Here is a 20,804-nt window from a genome sequence, read left to right on the forward strand (position 1 = left end):
TGGCAATCCGAACATGGGTGCGTCGTAATCGCCATACAAGGTGGCATGGCGATTACGACGGAAATCGGATCATCGGGGAGTGAAAATGAACGGCCGATGAGCGTGGGCTCAGCGGCCGCCCAAGTGCCTGGCTACTGCCGGATGCCCAGCGCGCGGTCGCGGTCGCGGATGCGGTTGCGGGCCTGCTTGGGCCAGAGCTGGTAGGCATCGCCGCCGCCTTCGAGGGCGTGGCGCGCGTGCACGGCCCAGTTCGGGTCTTCGAGCGCCGTGCGGGCAAAGGCCACGAGGTCGGCTTCGCCTTCCTCGAGGATACGCTCTGCGTCGTGCGGATCGTCGATGAGACCGACGGCGATGGTCGGGATGCCGGCCGCCCGCACCGCCTTCGACAGCTCCACCTGGTAAAGGGGCGCCGCTTTCAGCGAATAGCCGTCGAAGCCGCCCGATGAGCAGTGGATCATATCGACGCCGAGTGACTGGAGTTCACGCGAGAGGACGATGGAATCCTCGACGCCCCAGCCACCCGGGCTGCCGTCGGTCACCGACAGGCGCATGATCAGCGGCTTGTCGGCCGGCCAGGCGGCGCGGACGGCTTCGGTGACCTCGAGCGCGAAGCGCATGCGGTTCTCGCGGCTGCCGCCGTACTCGTCGGTGCGATGGTTGGCGAGCGGGGAGAGGAACTGGCTGATCAGGTAGCCATGCGCGCCGTGGATCTCGACGGTGTCAAAGCCCGCCTGGTCGGCGCGGCGCGCGGCGTCGGCGAAGCTCTGCACGATGCGCTGGATGCCCGGCTTATCCAGCGCGACCGGCATCTGGAAGTTAGGGTTGTCGGCGTGGCGCTCGGCGCTGGGAGCTTCGGGCACCCAGGTCTCGTAGGCGTATTCGGCCTTGTCTGCCTCGGTCTCGTTGAAGCCGCCGCGCCACCAGATCGGCGTCGCCGCCTTGCGCCCGGCATGGCCGAGCTGGATGCCCGTCGCAGCGCCCTCGGACTTCAGGAACTTCACGATATGGGCCAGCGGCGCGATCTGTTCGTCGTTCCAGAGCCCGAGGTCGCCGTAGGAGATGCGCCCTTCGGGCGTGACACCGGTTGCTTCGAGGATGACGAGGCCAAAGCCGCCGAGGGCGAAACGGCCGAGGTGCACGAAGTGCCAGTCGTTGGCGAAGCCGTGCTGCGCCGAATACTGGCACATGGGCGCGATGACCGTGCGATTGCGCATGGTGAGCCCGCGCAAGGTGAACGAGGAAAATAGCTGGGACATAAATCGGCTGCTGCTGCAGGTGGAGGGAGCGGGACCTTGCACCGCGAGCACTCCATCGGCAAGTACCGATGGAGCAGGTCTCACTTGCACTCAACATGCCGTGTTCGCCGGAACCGCCGCAGTGGGGGCGAGTTGCGCGTGCGAGGGTTGAGGAGAAAAGTGATGAAAGTTCTTGCTGCTGCGACCCTCTCGGCGGTCGCCCTGTTTGCCTCCGGTGTCCTGGCGCAGGATACCAAGGTGCTGACGGGCAAGGCCGCCTTCGGCGATTTCACGCAGGATGCACCGGGTGTGAGGCGCCTGATCAAGGCGACGGACCTCGACCCGCCGAATGTCACCGAGTCCGCGTCGAATGCGCCGGGGACGGTGCCGATGCCCGAGGGCGCGCTGCCCAAGGTGCCCGATGGTTTCAAGGTGGAACTGGTCGCCTCGGGGATCACCAATCCGCGCGCCATACGCTTCGCGCCGAACGGCGACCTGTTTGTCGCCAACTCGGAGGACGGCGAGGTCCTGGTGTTCGATTTCGACGAAGCGGGCGGGATGAAGGAGGTGAAGCCGGCCGTCTACGCCGACAAGCTCAACCAGCCCTATGGGATCAGCTTCTACCCCAAGGACAATCCCGAATGGATCTACATCGCCGAGAGCGACGGGCTGAAGCGGTTCCACTACAAGGCCGGCGACCTGAAGGTCGAGGAGGGCGAGGATGGTCCGGACCAGGGTGAAGCGATCCTCACCGGCATCCCGGCAGAGCATCACTGGACGCGCGACGTCGCGTTCTCCACGGACGGACAGACCATGTACTACTCGGTTGGCTCGGGCTCCAATGTCGGGCTCGACATGACCATGGATCCGACGCCTGAGGGTGGCCTCGAAGCGTGGATCAAGGATCATCCACTTGGCGTTGCCTGGGGTGGCGAGGAGCGCCGCGCGGCGGTGCTGGCCTTCGATCCCGAGGGCAAGAACGAGAAGTATTTCGGCACGGGCCTGCGCAATTGCGCCGGCATGACGGTACAACCGGCCACCGGAGATGTCTGGTGCGTGGTCAACGAGCGCGACGAACTCGGCGACAACGTGCCGTTCGACTATGCGACGTCGGTGAAGGACGGGGCGTTCTACGGCTGGCCCTGGTACTACATTGGCGACAATCCCGACCCGCGCTGGACTGCGACGCCGCGCGAGGACCTGAAGGGCCACGTCACCGTTCCGGACGTGCTGTTCCAGACCCACTCGGCTCCGCTGAACATCGTCTTCGACGAGTCGGACGCCTGGGGCGCCGAGTACAAGGGTGACGCTTTCGTCGCCATGCACGGCTCGTGGAACCGCGGCACGCGCACCGGCTACAAGGTGGTGCGGCTCGACTTCGACGACGCCGGCAAGCCGACCGGCGAGTACGAGGACTTCATGACCGGGTTCGTCATGGACGCCGACAACGTCTGGGGCCGGCCGGTTGGCGTGGCAGTGGCGCCCGACGGCGCGCTGTTTGTCTCCGAAGACGGCGCCGGCACCATCTGGCGCGTCAGCAAAGCGGAATAGGCGGAGGTCAGACCGCCTCAGGGACGTCCTCGTGGGGAACCGCGAGGGCGTCCTTCTTTTTGTCAGTCCGTCACTGTGTACTCGGTGATGCCGTTGGCGGCGACGCTGAGGCGTTGGCGGGCTTCGCCGACGCCGAATGCACCCGCGTCGACGTCCCAGCAGCCGGCCGAAACGGCGAAGCTGTAGGACTGCCCTGGGCCGATCGAGACATTGTCGGGCAGGCGATCGAAGCCGTAGGTCGAGGCATTGCAGTCGGAGATGGAGACCACGTCGATGTTGCCGCCGGTGCCATTGATGACAGTCAGCGTGCCAGTCGGCTCGCCGGGGCGAATGAGTTCGCCGCCGGTGATCATGGAGCTCGGGTCGCAGGCCGCGAGCGCGAACAGACAAACGGCGACCGCGCCGCCGCGAAATACTGAATTCATGACATCCCCCAATGACGAGACATACGTGACGCCGCGTCTGCCCAGTCAATTGCTAGCAGAGGGCTGCGCTGGCCTCAATCATCGGGCGAAGGCGATCGGCCTATCCTTGGAGGGCTGTGAAGAAGTCTGGCTCAGGCGGCCTGGGGGCGGCGGTGACCGGAGACTTCCGCGCCGGCGTTTCGGTGCAGCGTCAGCAATTGCAGCGAGCAGGCGATGATGATCAGGCCCATCAGCAGGTAGGCGATCTGGAAATCGATCACCCCGAGAGCGGGGGCGCCGCGCCACATCTGACTGAGGTTGAGGCAGCCAGCGGCGACGGCCACGCCGAACACCATGGACAGCTGCTGCGACATGCTGGAGATCGTCGTGGCCGAGCTGCGCTGGGCGGCGTCGACATCGGCAAAGGCCAGGGTGGCGAGGGCGGTGAACTGCATGGAGCGGGTCGCTCCGGCGATGAACAGGACCCCGGCGGTGATCGGGTAGGCGGTATCGGGACCGAGGAGGCCGCAGGCGGCGACCGAGATGCCGGCGAGGACGCCGTTGACGGTGAGGATGGTGCGGAAGCCGAAGCGGCGCAGCGTCGGCGTGGTGACAGCCTTGATGGCGAGGTTGCCGAAGAAATAGATCACCACCAGGGCGCCGGAACTCAGCGCGTCCATGCCGTAGGCGACCTGGAACATCAGCGGCAGCATGAACGGCGTGGCGTTGATCGCGGTGCGCATGATCGCGCCGGCCTTGGCGTCGGTGGCGGCGAAGGTGTTGATGCGCAGGGTTCGGAGGTCGATCAGCGGGTGATCCACCCGCAGTAGCCAGAGCACCGCGGCGGCGCCCACTGCGAGGCCGAACGCGATCAGCAGCGTGGCGATCCAGGCGGGCAGCCCGCCCTGCGCCAGTGCGTCGAAGCCGTAGAGCAGGCAGCCCAGCGTGATGCCGGTCAGCACGAAGCCGGGGGCATCGAAGGGACGATCGGCGAACTCGTTGTCCTTGGGGACGATGGCCAGCACGAGCGCCATGCCGATGAGGCCGAGTGGGATGTTGATCCAGAAATTCCACTGCCAGGAGATGTATTCGGTGATGAAGCCGCCCAGTGCCGGCCCGAGCACCGGGGCAAACAAAGCCGGCCAGATGGTGAGGCCGATGGCGGCGACGATCTCGGACTTCTGCGCGGTGCGCAGCACGATGATGCGGCCCACCGGGAACAGTACAGAGCTGCTGGCGCCCTGCAGCGCACGGGCGAAGGCGAACTGGCCCAGATCCTGCGCGAGACCGCAGGCGATGGAGGTAAGCGTGAACAGGGCGATCGCCACCACGAAGACGCGGCGGGCGCCGAAGCGATCGGAGAGCCACGCCGCGGCGGGAATGCAGACGGCCACCGCCAGCATGTAGATGGTGACGCCGAGGCTCATCTCGAGCGTGCCGACGCCGAAATCCCGCGCCATGCGGGGCAGGGCGGTGACGATGATCACGCCGTCGAGGAACTGCATGAACAGCGTGGCGGCAACCACGAGGGCGACGTTGCGGGCGTGTGGGGTGAGGCGCGTGGACATGATGAGGATGCGAATGACTAGTATGGTACCAGTACAGGCAAAGCGGGGCGGCGCATATCAGGCAATGGGATGATGCCGATGATTTTGAGGCTAAGTGTTGCCGGTGCACTGATCACCTCTCCCTTTGGGGGAGAGGTCGGGCCGTAGGCCCGGGTGAGGGGGCCTTTCCCACGCTCGGCGCTTGCAGAAGGCCCCCTCACCTGACCCTCTCCCCCAGAGGGAGAGGGGACGCTAGGGGCGCCCACTGTGCCTACCCCTTCACCGCGCCCGCAGTCATCCCCGCGACGATCTGGCGGTTGAAGAACAGGTAGACGATCAGCGGCGGGATGGTGATCAGCAGGATGTTCATGAAGAGCAGGTGCAGCGAGGTGTTGAACTGCCCCTGGAAGTTGAACAGCGTCAGCTGCACCGTGACGTTCTGCTTGCCCGGCAGGTAATAGAGCGGGTTGGTGAAGTCGTTGAAGATGGCGACCGACTGCACCACGATCACCGTCACCACCACCGGCTTTAGCAGGGGAAGCACGACCTGGAAGAATAGCCGAAGCGGTCCGGCGCCATCGATGATCGCCGCTTCGTCGAGCTCGCGCGGGATCGTCGCGACGAAGGCGCGGAACAGCAGGATCGTGAAGCTCAGTCCGTAGGCAACCTCGATCAGGATCATGCCGTGCATGGTCTTGAACAAGCCGAACGACTGCAGCACCCAGATCGTCGGCACCACCGCCGGCGGGATGATCAGCCCGGCAAGCACCAGGAAGTTGACGATCGCGGTCCAGCGGGACGGCCGACGCTGCAGCACGAAGCCGACCATGGCGCCGAGCACCACCAGCAGCGTCACGCTCGCGACGGTGAGGATGATCGAATTGATGAACGCGGTGACCAGCATGTAATCCTGCGTCCTCAGTACCTCCATCAGGTTGTCCCAGAAGTGCCAGCTGGTCGGCCAATCGAACGAGCGGGTCGCCGCCTGCCGCCGGTCCTTGACCGCGGTGAGGATGATGAAGGCGAACGGCACGAGGAAGACGACGATCGACGCCGCAATCGCGATGCCGCCGAGAATGTAGCGCTGAGCGTGCCTCACCGGTCCGTCTCCTGGCGATTGAGCAGCAACGAGAGCGGCACGATGATCAGCGCCACCATGATGAACAGCACGACGTTGCCAGCGGTCGAGAGACCGTAGAAGCCGGCCTGGTACTGCTTGTAGATCACCGAAGCGATGACGTCGGAGGTGAAGCCGGGCCCGCCCTTGGTCATGGCCCAGATCATGTCGAATGAGCGCAGGCCGCCGATGAAGCTGAGGATGATCACGGTGGCGGTGGCCGGGTGCACGAGCGGCAGGGTGACGGTCCAGAACCGCTGCCACGCCGTAGCGCCGTCAATCCGTGCCGCTTCGTAGTATTCGAGCGGGATCGAGACGATGCCGGCGATGTAGATCACGGTCGCAAGCCCGACACCCTTCCAGACATCGACAAGCGCGACGGAATAGAGCGCGAAGCGCGGATCGGTGAGCCAGCCCGGACCCTTGATGCCGATCGCGGCGAGGGACTCGTTGAGCAGGCCCTGGGTGGGATGCATCATCGCGGTGAAGGTGATGCCGACACCGACTGTCGATACTAGCACCGGGAAGAAGATAACGGCGCGCAGATATCCACGCCCGAAGATATCGGAGGTGAGCAGCAGCGCCAGCAGCAGCCCGAGCACGACCTTCAGGCCTGAGGTGACGACGCCGTAGATCAGCGTGTTGATGAGGCCCTGGAACAGGAAGGGCTCGCGGAAGAACTGGGCGAAGTTCTCGAGGCCGATGAAGTCGGCCTTCTGCAGCGTCCAGCGCGTCAGGCTGAAGAATAGCGACGCGAAGGTCGGGAGCATGAACAGCACGGCGAAGATGATGGCCGCGGGCAGGTAGAACCAGCTGGGATAAAGCCCGGCCGTGCGCGACTTGCGGCGCGGATTTGCGATGGGCACTGAGCCTTCTGCGACCGCAACTGCCATACCCGTCATCCTCCTCGACGAATTGGCGCCCGACCCTTTCGGCCGGGCGCCGATTTTCACACGCAGTGGGGCCGATTACCAGCCGGGCAGGCCAAGCTGCTGGGCCTGCTTCTTGACGTCTTCGTCATAGAGCGCGGCGCCATCGGCGGCCGGACGAATGCCGGAACCGACTTCGACCGTGATCTGCTCGAGCGCCGGCCCCTTGATGGGCGAGAGGAACTCGAGGGCAGGGGCCGAATGGCCGCCTTCCTGGAAGTAGGGCAGCAGGTCGGCGACGACCGGCGGCACGTCGGACGGCAGGGTGCAGTCCTTCACCAGGTACGGGCCGGTGGCGCCGGCCGACTGGGTCTGGATATCGCAGCCTTCGACGCTGGCGACGAAGGCGACGAATTCCTTGGCTTCGGCTTCGTGCTTGGTCGTCTTGGGGATGTAGAGGCCGGCCGGCATCCAGGTGGTGAGGCCGTTATTGGCCGCGTCATCGCCCGGGATGGCGAAGAAGCCCACGTCGTTGACGTTCTCGGGGGCCAGTTCCTTGATGTTGGCGACGGCGAACGACAGCATCGGGTAATGTGCGCCTTCGCCGGTCGCGACCTTGGTCACGCCGTCCTCAAAGGTCGCCGCCGCGAAGTCCTCGTTGAGCAAGCCGGCCTTGAACACTTCCTCCTGCCGCTCGAAGCCCTTCATCGCGGCCGGGGTAGAGGCGTACTTGGCCTTGCCGGCGGTATAGTCGGTGGCAAAGTTCGGATCGGCGGCGAGCACGTTGTAGAAATCGCCGAGCACGAACAGCTGGCTGGTCCAGGTCGCACCGAAGGTCTGGATCACCGCGGTCTTGCCGGCCGCCTTGATCTTTTCATTGTTGGCCATGAACTCGGCCCAGGACTTCGGCGGGGTCAGCCCGAGTTCCTTGTAGATCGGGATGTTGTAGAGGATGCCGCCGCCCATGGCGGTGCCGATCGGCGCGCCGTAGACCTTGCCGTCCGTACCGGTGACGACGGTCTTGAAGCTATCGATGACATTGGCCTGGAACGGCTCGGCGGTCAGGTCGACGAGGTTCTGTGTCGGGTTGATCGCCTGGAACAGCGAGCCCGAATTGTAGAGGAACACGTCGGCCATCTCGCCGGTGGCGAGGCGGGTCTTGATCAGGTTGTCGCCATCGGCGCCGCCCGGGCGGCTTTCGGTTTCGATGTCGATGTTCGGGTGCTTGGCTTCGAAGGCCGCAGCCAGGGCCTCGGACATGGCGACCGTCGAGGGCGCATTGTCGAACAGGAAGGTCAGCTTGACCTTGTCCTGGGCCATGGCGGTGCCAGCCAGGATCGCGAGAGCGCCGGTGGTGGCCAGCGCCGCACGCGTCAGTTTGCGCATCAGCATTGATAGTTCCTCCCTTGTGGCCGCCACGGGTCCTCCGGCGGCCTGTTGCAAATTACTCGTCCCTCCGGCTCCTCTTGCCGTCAGGGCTTGCTGATCCGGAACGTCACCTTGTGCTTTCCGGGCGCCAGCAGGCTGCGCGCTTTTCCATCCGTGCCACGCTCGCTGACGGCGATGCCGTCGACGCTGGCGTCGGTGTAGCCGGCGGCGAGGACGAGCGTGCCGCTCGCGCCCTCGGGCACCGTGATGTTGTAGGTCACCTTGTCGCCATCGACCTTCCAGCCTGCCTCGATCCGGCCGGCGGCGGAGTCATGGTTGGCCGCAACCGGCGAAAGGGCCGGGACGATCGTGGGCTCGAAGAAGATGTGCTTGAAGCCGGGCAAAGCCGGGTCGGGGCGGAAGCCCGCAACGCCCTCGAGCAGCCACTGGCAGACGGCGCCATAGGCGTAGTGGTTGTAGCTGTTCATCTGCGGATCGAACGCCACGCCGTCCTCGTTGAGGGCGTTCCAGCGCTCCCAGATCGTGGTGGCGCCCATCTTCACCTGGAACAGCCAGCCGGGCAGGCCCTCCTGGAGGAAGACCGAGGCCGCGAGATCGGCTTCGCCAATCTTAACCAGGGCCGGTAGCAGTGCCGGTGTGCCGATGAAGCCAGTGCCGATCCGCCCCTGGGCGCGGGCGACGGTTTCCTTGAAGTAGCCCTTGGCGGCGGCGTAGTGCTCGGCCGGGATCAGGTCCCAGAGGAAGCCCAGCGCGTAGGAGGTCTGGTCGTTGTAGCCGATACGGCCGGCGGCGGTCATGAACTCGCGCTGGAAGGCCTTCTTCACCTCTGCGGCGCGCTCATTGAGCCGCTTGGCCTGCGCCTGGTCGCCGATCGCCTCGGCGGCTTTGGCGGTGAGGTACGACGAGATGTAAAGGTAGATCGTGGCGGCCGCATCGTCGCCAATGGTCGGATAGGGCTTGGCGAAATCGCCCTGCGGCTGCAGCCAGTCACCGAAGGTGAAGCCGCGTCCGCCCCAGCCCGACGGCGGGCGGACGATCGGACCATCGCTGATCGACCAGACGAAGTCGTTCCACTTGATCATGGCCGGCAGCGCTTCCTCGAGGATGCCGCGATCGCCGTAGTGGGTGTAGAGCGTCCACGGGATGACGCATATCGCATCGCCCCAGCCGGTCGAGCCGTAAAAGCCCGGGATCTCGTCCTCATGGTTGCGCGTCGGGTCGGGCACCACGTGGGGGATGGCGCCATCGGGCCGCTGGTCGGCAATGAGGTCGCGCACATACTTGGTCAGCATGCCGTGGCTCTCATGCAGATAGCAGGCGGTGGGCGCGAAGACCTGTGCGTCGCCCGTCCAGCCCAGGCGCTCGTCGCGCTGCGGGCAATCGGTCGGCACCTCGATGAAGTTGGAGCGCTGCGACCAGACGGTGTTCTCGACCAGCCGGTTGACCAGCGCATTGGCCGAGCTGAAGTTCGCCGTGCGGGTGACCGCCGAGCTGATCGGGATCATCTCGATCCTGGTGATCGTCGCCTTGCCCTCGATGGCGACGCGCGCAAAGCGGAAGCCGAAGAAGGTGAAGGTCGGACGGTAGCTTTCCGGCGCGCCGCCCTTGAGCACGTATTCGACGCGGGCTTCGGCCGACCGCATGCTCTCGCGGTCGAAATTGCCGAGGTGGTTGACGATCTCGGCGTGCTCGATGGTGACTTTGGCGCCGGCTTCGCCCTCGACGGTGAAGGCGACATAGCCGCCGGCGTTCTGGCCGAAATCGTAGACCGTGCGGCCCTCTGCATCGGCGAAGGACTTGACCACGGGCAGGGCGGGTAGTTCGTGCACGCCGCCGGTTTCGGCCGGCAGCAGTGTCGACTTGTCGAAGTCGCCAAGCACGGTGGCGCCACCGCTCACCGGCGCGTTCTCGGCGCGGGCGTCGTAGTTCTCGCCGTAATAGATGCCGGATTTCTGCACCGGCGCGAGGCCGCTCTGCCAGGTGGCGTCGGTGCCGACGATGAGCTCGCCATTGGCGCCGCGCAGCTCGGCAATGGCGCCGATCTTGTCGCCCCAGGTGTTCAGGATCTGGTTGCGCGGCCACATCATCCGCGAGCGGTACCAGCCGTCACCCAGCCAGATGTCGATGGTGTTGTCGCCATCCTTGAGCAGGGCGCTGACATCATAGGTCTGGAAGCTCAGGCGGTCCCAGTAGCTGGTCCAGCCGGGTGTCAGCAGATCCTCGCCGACGCGCTTGCCGTTGATGAACGCACGATAGAGGCCGAGAGCACTGATCCGTAGTGTCCCGGCCCCACCGCGGGAGGAGAGGTTGAAGGTCTTGCGGAGGAAGGACGACTGCGTGCCGACGCCCTGATCGACGCTGGGGTGGATCATTTCAGCGACCCAGGCGCCATGGCCGGATACGGCTTCACCTGCCCGGATGAGCATCGTCTCGTTCACTTTTGCATCCTCCAAGGGACCTGTTGCGGTCCGTCCGGCGCCTTTGGCTGCCGATCAACGTGTGACGTTCTACGTATACCGTTCTACACGATCAGTTCAAGCAGGATTCGCGCATGAACCGCCAAATTGGCGCATGAACCGCCAAATGCCCTCAAGAACCGCCAAAATCGCTCACGTTGTGTTGTGGAAAGCGGGTTGCTAGAAGGAGGGCGGTTCGGGGGGAACTGTGGCGCCAATCACCAAGACCGGCCGGGTTACCATCAAGACGGTTGCTGCCGACGCAGGGGTGTCGGTGGCGGCGGTCTCGAAGGTGCTGCGCGATGCCTATGGCGTCAGCGACGCGCTTCGCGCCAAGGTTCAGGCCTCTATGGAGAAGCTGAACTACCGGCCGCATGCCGGGGCGCGGGCGATGCGCGGGCGCACCTACACGCTTGGCGTGCTGCTGCCGGATATGCGCAACCCGTTCTTCGCCGACATCCTCGCCGGGGTGAACGACGCGCTCGAGCGCACGCAGTATCAGACCATGCTGGGCGTGAGCCGATCGGCTGAGCCGATCGAGATGTCGCTCATCGACTCGATGATCGACCGGCAGATGGACGGGCTGATCATGATCGGACCGCGCATGCCGCCCGAGACGGCCGAGTCCGTTTCCGCGCGGATCCCTACGGCGATCGTCGGCTATCACGTCCCGCAGATCGCCACGCTGGATACGGCCAACAACGACGACATCGCCGGCGCTGGTCTCGTGGTGCGCCATCTCGCCGCCAACGGCTATCGCCGCATCACCATGGTGACACTCGCAGTCCCCGCCAAGAACGTGGTGGTGACCGTGCAGCGCGAGCGCGGCTATCGCGAGGCGATGAAGGAGTGCGGGCTGAGCCAGTACATCAACATCGTGCCGGCCGACCAGTCGGCGCGCGAGACGCAGACGGCCGTCCGTCACCTGCTCGAGGCCCGGCATCGGCCCGAGGCGCTGTTCTGCTGGACCGACATGGTGGCGCTGCATGCGCTCAGCGTCGCCAAGGATCTCGGTCTCGCGGTGCCGGGCGATCTCGCCATCGTCGGCTACGACAACACGATCTACTGTGACCTCGCGCAGAACAGCCTGACCAGCGTCGATCAATCCGGCCAGGTGCTGGGGCTCCAGGCGGCCCGCTTGTTGATCGAGCGGATCGATGGCCGGCTGCAGGGCGAGCACTTCGTCGTCACGCCACGGCTGGTGGTGCGAGGGAGTTCGCGCCCCCGTCCTTCGTAGTGCTTTCCGCCGAGCCGATTTTCACCCACCATCACAATTCAACCCAATCAAGATTGTCGCCATGCCCTTTTTCGACCTGCCGCAAGCCCAGCTCGACAGCTACCGTTCTAGCGCCGTCGCTCCCGCCGATTTCGACAGCTTTTGGGCGACAACGCTCGCCGAGTCATGCGCCAAGCCGCTCGAGGCGGTGTTCGAGGCCGTCGACACGGGCCTGAGGCTGTTCGACGTGTTCGACGTGACCTTTTCCGGCTTCGGCGGCGACAAGGTGCGCGGTTGGTACATCAAGCCGGTGGGCGTTGCGCCGCGCGGCACGGTCGTGAAGTTCATCGGTTATGGCGGCGGTCGCGGTTTGCCGCAGGAGCATCTGCTGTGGCCGGCGACGGGTCGCGCCGTGCTGGTGATGGATACGCGCGGGCAGGGGAGCAGCTGGTCGCGCGGCGATACGCCGGATCCGGCCGGCTCGTTCCCGGCGCATCCCGGTTTCATGACCCGCGGTCTCAATGACCCGAAGGACTACTACTACCGCCGCGTCTATACCGACGGCGTGCGGGCGGTGGAGGCGGCGTTGGGCCGAGCTGAAACCGATCCGGCCAAGCTCGCGGTGGTCGGCGGCAGCCAGGGCGGCGGCATTTCGATCGCCGTGGCCGGGCTCGAGCCGCGGGTGAAGGCGGCGATGCCGGACGTGCCGTTCCTCTGCGACTTTCCGCGTGCGGTGGGGCTCACGAGCCGCGACCCTTATGGCGAGATCGTGCGCTTCCTCGCGACGCATCGCGAGAAGGCGGCGGCGGCCTATAAGACCATCAACTACTTCGATGGCGTGCATTTCTCGGCGCGCTCCAAGGCAGCGGCGCTGTTCTCGGTGGCATTGATGGACGACGTCTGCCCGCCCTCGACCGTCTACGGCGCCTACAATGCCTGGGCCGGCCCCAAGACCATCGAGAGCTACACGTTCAACAACCACGAGGGTGGCGGCACCTGGCAGGAGCGGCGGCAGGTCGCCTGGCTCGACGAGACCCTGCCGTGACCGCACTGACGCTCGACTACGCCGACCGCGACGGGGTTGCTGCCCGTCGCCGGTGGGCGGTGTCGCGCGTACTGATCTACGTCGTGCTGACGCTGTTCGCGCTCGTCTACGCGGTGCCTGCGCTGCTGGTGTTCTTCAACTCGTTCCGCGACGGGGAGGAGGTCTTTCGCAACGGCGTCATCGCCGTGCCGGAGAGCTTCTCGTTCGACAACTACCTGCGCGCCTGGAACGACGCCTGCGTCAGCGGCATGTGCCGGGGGCTGGGGCCGAACTTTCTCAACTCGCTGATCATCACCGTGCCGGCGACTATCGCCACGGCGATCATCGGGGCGCTCAACGGCTATGTGCTGAGCAAGTGGAAGTTTCGGGGCTCGGAGTTCGTCTTCGTGATGATCTTCCTCGGCATCTTCCTGCCGAGCCAGATCGCGCTGCTGCCCTGGGCCTGGATCATCGGGCAGCTCGGGCTGCAGAACAACGTGCTCGGCTTGTTGCTGATCCACACCGTGATGGGCATCTCGTTCGCGACGTTGTTCTTCCGCAACTTCTACGCCGGCGTGCCCAATGAGATCGTCAAGGCGGCGCAGGTGGATGGCGCCGGATTCTGGCGCATCTTCATCCGCGTGATGTTGCCGCTGTCGGGCCCGATCATCGCGGTGACGGTGATCTGGCAGTTCACCTCGATCTGGAACGAATACCTCTACGGCATGGTGTTCACCTCGGGCGACCAGCAGCCGATCACCGTGGCGATCATGGGCGTGCGCGCCGGCGGCTCCGCGGCGACGGTGATGATGGCGATCGTGCCGCCGCTGCTGGTGTATCTGATCGGCGGCAAGTATTTTGTGCGCGGACTCACCCAAGGGGCTCTGAAGTAAGCATGACGGCGAAGAACTACGTGATCGACGAGATGATCTCGGCCAAGGCGATCGCGGCGCGGGTGGAGGCACTCGCCAAGGAAATCTCGGAGTTTTACGCGGGCACCGAGAAGCTGGTGGTGGTGGGGCTGCTGCGCGGCTCGTTCGTGTTCATCGCCGACCTGGTGCGCGAACTCGACCTGCCGGTGGAGGTCGATTTCCTCGAGGTGTCGAGCTACGGCAATTCCACCGAATCCAGCCGCGAAGTCCGGATCCTCAAGGACCTGCGCGGCGAGATCGAGGGGCGCGACGTGCTGCTGGTCGAGGACATCGTCGACACCGGCTACACGCTGAAGCACGTGCTCGAAATTCTCGGCACGCGCCACCCCAAGCGCATCGAGGTCTGCGCGCTGCTCGACAAGCCGTCGCGGCGCGAGACCAGCGTGAAGGCGCGCTGGATCGGCTTCGAGATCCCCGACAAGTTCGTCGTCGGTTACGGGATCGACTACGCCCAGCGCAACCGCAACCTGCCCCACATCGGGGCGGTGCGTTTCACCGCCTGACCGGGCCGACGCGCAATCATCTGCTGACGCGGCCTGTCCGATTGGCCGAGGACCGGTCCGGGTCGTCCCCGGACCGGCAGAATGGGGCCCTACCGGCGCCGGTAGCGCTCTCCATTGCTGGCGCGGCAATAACGAGGCCCGCAGCCCAGCCGACAGGTGGTCATCGGGCAGTTGATGGTTGTGCCGGTGTGTGCCTGCACAACGCTGATGGACGGGTCACTGGTGACCGCATCGACCATTTTGACTGTCGGGATTGCGAGAGCATTGCGCGGCTACTATCGAGATCGAAGGCGAGACAGGCGTTTGGCTTCTTAACTGCGCGGAGACTCTGCTAGTATCGGTGCGGGGCTCTCGGAGGTTCCGGGAGCTTTTCCGCAACCAGTGGAGAAGCACGATGGCCGAGACGCAGTCTTCCGTACCTTCCGATCTTCCTCCCGGCCTGCGCCGCATGCTCGGCGACAGCTGGTGGCTGCTCCTGCTGCGCGGCATCGCCGCGATCGCCTTCGGCGTGCTGGCGATCTTTTGGCCCGCCATCACGCTGATCTCGCTCACCCTGCTATGGGGCGCCTACACCCTGGTCGACGGCGTCTTTGCGCTGTGGGCGGCGATCTCGGGCCGGACGGTCGGTGGGATGGGCGCGCGCTGGTGGCTCGCCATCAGCGGGGTGGTGAGCGTTCTCGCCGGCCTCGCGGCGTTCTTCTGGCCGGGCATGACGACATTCGTGCTGCTGTTGTTCATCGGCATCTGGGCAGTGATCATCGGCGTGTTGACGATCTGGGGCGCCATTCAGGCGCGCAAGGAGATCGAGGGCGAGTGGGTGCTGGGGCTGTTCGGCCTGCTCACAATCGTGTTTGGCCTGCTGCTGCTGTTCCAGCCGGGCGCCGGCGCGTTGTCGCTGATCTGGATGATCGCCGGCTATTCGATCTTCGGCGGCGTGCTGCTGATCATGCTGGCGTTCCGGGCGCGGACGTTCAAGCAGGCGGCCTAGCGCCGACTGCCCGTCGCTAGAACCGTCCCGTCATGCTGGCACGGATCGATGCCGCCGCAAGGCCGGTGGTGTCGATCCCATAGTCGGCCAGCGCCCGCAGCGACCAATCCGGCCCCGCCAGCGTCACGCCACCGGTGAGCCCGGCAAAGGTGTTGTCGATCGCAAGCACAGAGCCCGTGCCGCCCAGGCCGGCGCGGACGCCGATGGATGGGGTCAGGTCGAGATCGTTGCTGAATGCAAAGGTTCGCGCCAGCGTGAGACCGCCGCCGAGTTCCAGCGTCGACGTCGAGAAGCCGTCGACGTTCACGACGTCTCCCGATGGGTTGGTCACGGTGTAGTCGCCGACATCCTCGTTGGTGAAGTACAGCCTGGCGCTGGGCCGGATGGTGAACGCGTCGGCGCTCCACTCGCCCTCGACCTCCACCTTGGTGATGAAGCGGTCAGTCTCGAAGGTGCCGGTGAAGGTCTGGCCGAACAGCGTGGCGTTCGCGTCGTTCCACGAGTGGCCGAAGAATACGCTGGCATCGAGGGTGACGTTATCGAGGATCTCCAGCGACACATAGGGGCCGATAAGGGCGCCGGTGCCGGTGATGCCGCCGATGTCGGTCACGTCGCGCATGTTGTCGAGATAGAGCGCGACGCCGGCGAGGAACCGATCGTTCACCAGGTAGTCGGCGCCCGCGCCCACCACACTGAGCCTGCCGTCGGCGTTGTCGCGCGTGTGGAAAGTGAGCGAGCCGTCGATCCAGAAGCTGAACGGAGCGGCGGTGTCCTCGGCCAGCAGGGCCGCGCCGGGGCCGAGGTCCCAGGCGTTGCCGGTACGGGCAGAGAAGTTGAGCACGGCATCGCCGTTTGCCTCGGATAGCGAGACGTTGGGGCCGCCGCCTCGGCGATCGCCGAGGCTGGGGGTGTCAATGGCGTTGCCGATGAGCTTCTGCCGGGTTTCGACGAAGCCGCGCGTCATCTCCTCGAAGGCTTGGGACACGGTGTCGGTGACCGCCGTCGTCGCAGAGCTTGAGTTGTTCGTCGTGTTGATATCGCGGTCGCTGCTGGCGATGCTTGCGACGTTGGTGATCGAGCCGTCCAGCACGGCCGTTGCGCCGATAGTGAAGGTTGCGGGGGTCGCAGGCGCGAATTCGCTGCGGCTGCAGGTAATGGTGCCGCCGCTGTCGACCGCCGGGGTGGCGCAGCTCCAGCCTGAGGGAAAGGCGATGCTCATGAACCTCAGGCCGGCGGGCAGCGCGTCTGTCATCACGGTATTGGTGGCAAAGCTCGGACCGGAGTTGTTCACCGTGACGGTATAGCTGAGCACTTCGAACCGCTCGGCGCTGGCGGGGCCGGTCTTGCTGATGCTGAGATCGGCTTCGCCCTCGACGGTCGTACCGACGGTCGAGCTGTCGTTCTCGCTGTTGATGTCATTGCTGGTCGTGCTGACCGAGGCGAAGTTCTGGATGAACGTGCCTTCCGGTGTGCCGTCCGGCACATGCGTCGTCAGCGTGAAGGCGGCGGAGCTGGCAGCAGGGTTCGTGGCGGAACAGCTGACAGTGCCGTTGCTGCCCACGGCCGGCGTCGAGCAGTTCCAATCGGATGGGGCCGCGAGCGATACAAAGGTCAGTGGGGCTGGCAGGGCGTCGGTCAGAGTGATCGTCGCGGGGCTGCCGCTGGCGGTGACGGTCAAGGTGTAGACGAGGTCGGTATCGTCCGTGACGTTCCCTGCCGCCAGCTTCTGTACGCCGACATCGACCCAGGGTGCCGGAATCTGTGCCGTCGCGGTGTAGCTGTTGTTCTCTTCGCTGGGATCGTCGGGGGATGAAACGGTCGCGATGTTGGTGAAGAACGCCCCGGGCGGAGTACCCGCGTCGATATGGGCGGTGATCGTGAAGACCTGGGACCCTGCCGCCACCGACAGCGGGTTGATCTTGCAGACGACGGTTCCATTAGTGCCAACGGCGGGCAGGGGATCAAATGCGGTGTTGCAGTCCCAACCAGACGGCGCGGCGACCGCTTGGAACGTCGTGCCCGGCGGCAACGGATCTGACATCACCACGTTCGAGGCGTCGTCGGCGCCAGGGTTACCCGCGTCCCCCACGTTAGTGACGGTGATGGTGTAGGTGATGTCGGTGTCGGCCGCTGGAGTCTCGTTACTCACGGTGTTGGTGAGCATCAAGTCGGGATAGAGCTGCGCCTGTGCAGCACCTACCGCCATCGTCGACACCAGCGCGAGGATGCAAATCCTCAGCGCTGCGAACCCAATCGCAGACCACCACGCACGCATAGACGATAGCCCCACCGCCGCAATATTTGCCTCAGCAACGTCGCGAAGCTGGGGGCTGCTGTAAATCGCCTTGATGGAGGGAAAGCACGGGATTCGTGCTTTCCCAATGGGTTGCGGCGTCCGCGCCACACCGAGCCGGATAAGGTTACGGCCTTAGCGGGCCCTGGCCGGCGCCGGTCGCGGCGATGGTTTTGGCGATGGCGTCGAGGTCGGCTGCGTCGAGCTCGATGCTCGCGGCGTCGATCCAGCCGTCGACCTGGGCGGGTGAGCGGGCGCCGACGATCGTGGCGGTGAGGCCCGGCCAGGCGAGGGCCCAGGTGAGGGCGATGGTGGAAATCGACGTGCCGTGCTTGTCGGCAACAGGCTTCAGGCCCGCCGCGAGGGCGAGGTTGCGGTCGAGACGGTCGCCGGTGAACTCGGGGTTGGTCTTGCGCCAGTCGTTGTCGGCGAGGGTCGCGGCGCGTTCCCTAGTGAAGCTGCCGGTGAGCAGGCCTGCCTGCATCGGGCTGTAGCAGATGACGCCGGTGCCGTGCGCCGCGCACCAGGGGAGGACTTCCTCGGCCGTTTCGCGCTTGATCATCGAGAAGGGTGGCTGCAGCGTTTCGACATGGCCCATCGCTTCGGCTCGGGAGAGCTGCTCGGCATTGTGGTTCGAGAGGCCGATGTGCTTGACCTTGCCCTCGGATTTCAGCTCCAGCATCGTCGCCCAATAGTCCTCGAGCGGCACGTCATCGGCCGGCCAGTGCACCTGGTAGAGGTCAATCGCCTCGACCTGCAGGCGACGGAGCGAGTTCTCGAGTTCGTTGCGCAGACTTTCGCGATTGGCGAGGCGGCGCGGGTTCTGCCCGTTGGCGTCGCGGATCACGCCGCCCTTGGTGAAGACATAAGGGCGCCGGTCGGCGGGCAGGGCCTTCAGCGTCTGGCCGATCACCTCTTCGGAATGACCGACGCCGTAGGCTGCGGCGGTGTCGATCCAGTTGATGCCGAGATCGATGGCGTGGCGGATGGCGGCGTCGGAATCAGCGTCGTCCTGTGGGCCCCACATATTGCCGCCCATGGCCCAGGCGCCGACGCCGAGGCGGGTGATCTCCATGCCGGTTTTGCCGAAGGCCCGGGTTGGCAGCGACGTCTTCATGCTCATCCTCCAAATGTTCTGAACTGCCATACCAGCATCCCATGTCAGATCGGACAACCCAGCCTTGCGGCTTATGGCGGCGCCGGCGATCGTGGCGTTCAGGGGCGCCGGGAGGTAGGACGGCCGCAGCCGACTGTCCCGCCGCCGTCAAGCCGTACTTCTCCTCTTGCGCCGAACCGTAACGTACGGTACGGTTCGTGACATGGAGAATGAGCGGTCGGTTCGCGGGATGCGGACCTGAACCGCGAGGCCTTGGGTGTCGTCGTGGCGGTTGTGGTTGCCAACAGCGAAGAGGTGTTCACGCCGCGTCAGCAGCAAGTGCTGACGGCGGCGCTCGATCTGCTCGTCGAGCAGGGCGACCGGCTGACCATGACCTCGGTGGCGCGCCGCGCCTCGTGCTCGAAGGAAACGCTCTACAAGTGGTTCGGCGACCGTGACGGGCTGCTGACCGCAACGGTGCAGTGGCAGGCGGCCAAGGTGAAGGCGCCGCAGGTCGATCGTTGGCGGCTCGACGCCGCGTCGCTGCGCCAGAGCATCGAACAGTTTGCTCGGGACCTCCTGGGCACCATAGTCGGCGAGGTCTCGGTGACCCTGAACCGGCTTGCCATCGGCCATGCCGGTGCTGAGAAGCACGGGCTCGGCGCGATCGTGCTCGAGAACGGGCCGCTCGCTATCCGCAAACGGTTGAAGCCGGTGCTGGAAGCCGGACGGGAGGCGCGGCTGCTGCGCTTCGAGAGTTCGGAGGAGGCTTATCGCAGCTTCTTCGGGCTCGTCGTGCGCGACGCGCAGATCCGGCTGCTGCTTGGCGAAACCTTTGCCACCTCCGAAGCCGAGATCGCGCGGGACGCGGCTCGGGCGACGGAACAGTTTCTTGCCATCTACGCGGTCCACCACCAGCCCGCGTGATTTTTCAAATCGGCCGTGACGGCCCAACGCACAAAAGGGAGATTTCCATGCGCGTCTATTATGATCGTGATGCCGATCTGAACATCATCAAGTCCAAGAAGGTCGCAATCGTCGGCTACGGCTCGCAGGGCCATGCGCACACGCTGAACCTGCGCGACTCGGGCGTGAAGGATGTCGTCGTGGCGCTCCGCCCGAACTCCCCGTCGGCCAAGAAGGCCGAGGGCGAGGGCCTGAAGGTCATGTCGGTCGCCGACGCTGCGAAGTGGGCCGACGTCATCATGATGCTGACCCCGGACGAGCTGCAGGCCGACATCTACAAGAAGGACATCGAGCCCAACATCCGCGACGGCGCCGCGATCGCCTTCGCGCACGGCCTCAACGTGCACTTCAACCTGATCGAGCCCAAGGCCACCGTCGACGTGATCATGATCGCGCCGAAGGGCCCGGGCCACACCGTGCGCGGCGAATACCAGAAGGGTGGCGGCGTGCCGTGCCTGATCGCGGTGCACCAGGACGCGTCGGGCAATGCCCATGACATCGCGCTGGCCTATGCCTCGGGCGTCGGCGGCGGCCGTTCGGGCGTCATCGAGACCAACTTCCGCGAGGAATGCGAGACCGACCTGTTCGGTGAGCAGGTCGTGCTCTGCGGCGGCCTGGTCGAGCTGATCCGCGCCGGCTTCGAGACGCTGGTGGAAGCCGGCTACGCTCCGGAAATGGCTTACTTCGAGTGCCTGCACGAAGTGAAGCTGATCGTCGACCTGATCTACCAGGGCGGCATCGCCAACATGAACTACTCGATCTCGAACACCGCCGAGTGGGGCGAGTACGTGTCGGGCCCGCGCATCATCACCTCGGAGACCAAGGCCGAGATGAAGCGCGTGCTGCACGACATCCAGTCGGGCAAGTTCACCTCCGAGTGGATGCAGGAATACAAGGGCGGCTCCTCGCGCTTCAAGGCCACCCGTCGCCTTGCCGACGAGCACCCGATCGAGGTGGTCGGCGAAAAGCTCCGCGGCATGATGCCGTGGATCAAGGCCGGCGCCCTCGTCGACAAGGCCAAGAACTGAGCGGGGCCTTGCTCCACGCCTGGTTTGATGCGCGCTGGCGCGCTGTGATCAAGGCCGGCGCGCTGGTGGACAAGGCGAAAAACTGAGGCCGCGCTGCATCAGTCGAACGTTCGAAGGGGCCCTCGGGCCCCTTCTGCTTTTGTGCGTTAGATAGACCTGCTACCGGTGGGCTTCTCCCGTATCCGACGTG

At 65.4% G+C, this 20,804-nt stretch carries 17 protein-coding genes; 8 read left to right on the top strand and 9 right to left on the bottom strand.

The genetic code is table 11. The features are described from left to right. Positions 1-131 precede the first annotated feature (131 nt). Entirely contained in the window at positions 132-1,256 is a 1,125-nt protein-coding gene (locus AC1DV8_RS19390) for an NADH:flavin oxidoreductase/NADH oxidase (RefSeq protein WP_477158577.1), read from the bottom strand. A 162-nt stretch (positions 1,257-1,418) separates the two neighbouring features. Here AC1DV8_RS19390 and AC1DV8_RS19395 point away from each other — a divergent pair, with 162 nt between their 5' ends. After that, positions 1,419-2,786 carry a PQQ-dependent sugar dehydrogenase gene (locus tag AC1DV8_RS19395; protein WP_477158578.1) on the top strand — a complete coding sequence of 456 codons (1,368 nt, stop codon included), beginning with the start codon at positions 1,419-1,421 and terminating at the stop codon, positions 2,784-2,786. A 62-nt stretch (positions 2,787-2,848) separates the two neighbouring features. Here AC1DV8_RS19395 and AC1DV8_RS19400 read toward each other — a convergent pair whose 3' ends face one another. From AC1DV8_RS19400 to AC1DV8_RS19425, 6 genes are all read right to left on the bottom strand, one after another. Further along, the gene (locus AC1DV8_RS19400; RefSeq protein ID WP_477149716.1) at positions 2,849-3,211 is read right to left on the bottom strand and encodes a hypothetical protein; all 363 of its coding nucleotides are present in this window, start codon (positions 3,209-3,211) and stop codon (positions 2,849-2,851) included. Between the two features lie 131 nt (positions 3,212-3,342). Further along, complete coding sequence (locus AC1DV8_RS19405) at positions 3,343-4,758, bottom strand: MFS transporter (protein ID WP_477158579.1); 1,416 nt, start codon at positions 4,756-4,758, stop codon at positions 3,343-3,345. A 250-nt stretch (positions 4,759-5,008) separates the two neighbouring features. Continuing rightward, positions 5,009-5,836 (bottom strand): carbohydrate ABC transporter permease, encoded by an 828-nt coding sequence (locus AC1DV8_RS19410; protein WP_477158580.1) that lies wholly within the window; start codon positions 5,834-5,836, stop codon positions 5,009-5,011. Further along, positions 5,833-6,714: a carbohydrate ABC transporter permease gene (locus AC1DV8_RS19415; protein ID WP_477158632.1), complete on the bottom strand. Its 882-nt coding sequence runs from the start codon at positions 6,712-6,714 to the stop codon at positions 5,833-5,835. Before AC1DV8_RS19415 ends, AC1DV8_RS19410 begins: the two co-directional genes overlap by 4 nt. Positions 6,715-6,822: 108 nt before the next feature. After that, positions 6,823-8,109, bottom strand: a complete 1,287-nt coding sequence (locus AC1DV8_RS19420; protein ID WP_477158633.1) for an ABC transporter substrate-binding protein — start codon at positions 8,107-8,109, stop codon at positions 6,823-6,825. A gap of 86 nt (positions 8,110-8,195) precedes the next feature. After that, positions 8,196-10,538 (bottom strand): family 78 glycoside hydrolase catalytic domain, encoded by a 2,343-nt coding sequence (locus AC1DV8_RS19425; RefSeq protein ID WP_477149747.1) that lies wholly within the window; start codon positions 10,536-10,538, stop codon positions 8,196-8,198. 238 nt (positions 10,539-10,776) lie between these two features. Between AC1DV8_RS19425 and AC1DV8_RS19430 the strand changes: the two genes are divergently transcribed. The 5 genes from AC1DV8_RS19430 to AC1DV8_RS19450 all read left to right on the top strand — a co-directional run bounded on the left by AC1DV8_RS19430 (position 10,777) and on the right by AC1DV8_RS19450 (position 15,231). Beyond that, the gene (locus AC1DV8_RS19430; RefSeq protein WP_477149713.1) at positions 10,777-11,805 is read left to right on the top strand and encodes a LacI family DNA-binding transcriptional regulator; all 1,029 of its coding nucleotides are present in this window, start codon (positions 10,777-10,779) and stop codon (positions 11,803-11,805) included. 61 nt (positions 11,806-11,866) lie between these two features. Next, complete coding sequence (locus tag AC1DV8_RS19435) at positions 11,867-12,829, top strand: acetylxylan esterase (protein ID WP_477149712.1); 963 nt, start codon at positions 11,867-11,869, stop codon at positions 12,827-12,829. After that, on the top strand, positions 12,826-13,701 hold the full coding sequence (locus AC1DV8_RS19440) for a carbohydrate ABC transporter permease (protein ID WP_477149711.1): 876 nt from the start codon (positions 12,826-12,828) through the stop codon (positions 13,699-13,701). The genes AC1DV8_RS19435 and AC1DV8_RS19440 overlap by 4 nt, the downstream gene beginning before the upstream one ends. 2 nt (positions 13,702-13,703) lie before the next feature. Then, entirely contained in the window at positions 13,704-14,243 is a 540-nt protein-coding gene (hpt, locus tag AC1DV8_RS19445; protein WP_477149710.1) for a hypoxanthine phosphoribosyltransferase, read from the top strand. A 394-nt stretch (positions 14,244-14,637) separates the two neighbouring features. After that, positions 14,638-15,231, top strand: a complete 594-nt coding sequence (locus AC1DV8_RS19450) for an HdeD family acid-resistance protein (RefSeq protein WP_477149709.1) — start codon at positions 14,638-14,640, stop codon at positions 15,229-15,231. Positions 15,232-15,247: 16 nt separating this feature from the next. Here the strand turns inward: AC1DV8_RS19450 and AC1DV8_RS19455 are convergent, their stop codons facing one another. Together AC1DV8_RS19455 and AC1DV8_RS19460 are read right to left on the bottom strand one after the other, a co-directional pair. Continuing rightward, positions 15,248-17,437, bottom strand: a complete 2,190-nt coding sequence (locus AC1DV8_RS19455; protein WP_477158581.1) for a hypothetical protein — start codon at positions 17,435-17,437, stop codon at positions 15,248-15,250. Positions 17,438-17,651: 214 nt separating this feature from the next. Continuing rightward, positions 17,652-18,641, bottom strand: a complete 990-nt coding sequence (locus tag AC1DV8_RS19460; RefSeq protein ID WP_477158582.1) for an aldo/keto reductase — start codon at positions 18,639-18,641, stop codon at positions 17,652-17,654. Between the two features lie 252 nt (positions 18,642-18,893). On the opposite strand from AC1DV8_RS19460, the gene AC1DV8_RS19465 reads away from it, so the two are divergent. After that, positions 18,894-19,547: a TetR/AcrR family transcriptional regulator gene (locus tag AC1DV8_RS19465; protein ID WP_477158583.1), complete on the top strand. Its 654-nt coding sequence runs from the start codon at positions 18,894-18,896 to the stop codon at positions 19,545-19,547. Positions 19,548-19,594: 47 nt separating this feature from the next. Then, positions 19,595-20,614 (top strand): ketol-acid reductoisomerase, encoded by a 1,020-nt coding sequence (gene ilvC, locus AC1DV8_RS19470; protein ID WP_477149705.1) that lies wholly within the window; start codon positions 19,595-19,597, stop codon positions 20,612-20,614. Positions 20,615-20,804: the final 190 nt, after the last annotated feature.

The sequence above is a fragment of the Devosia sp. P3_B2 genome (genome assembly GCF_056402875.1).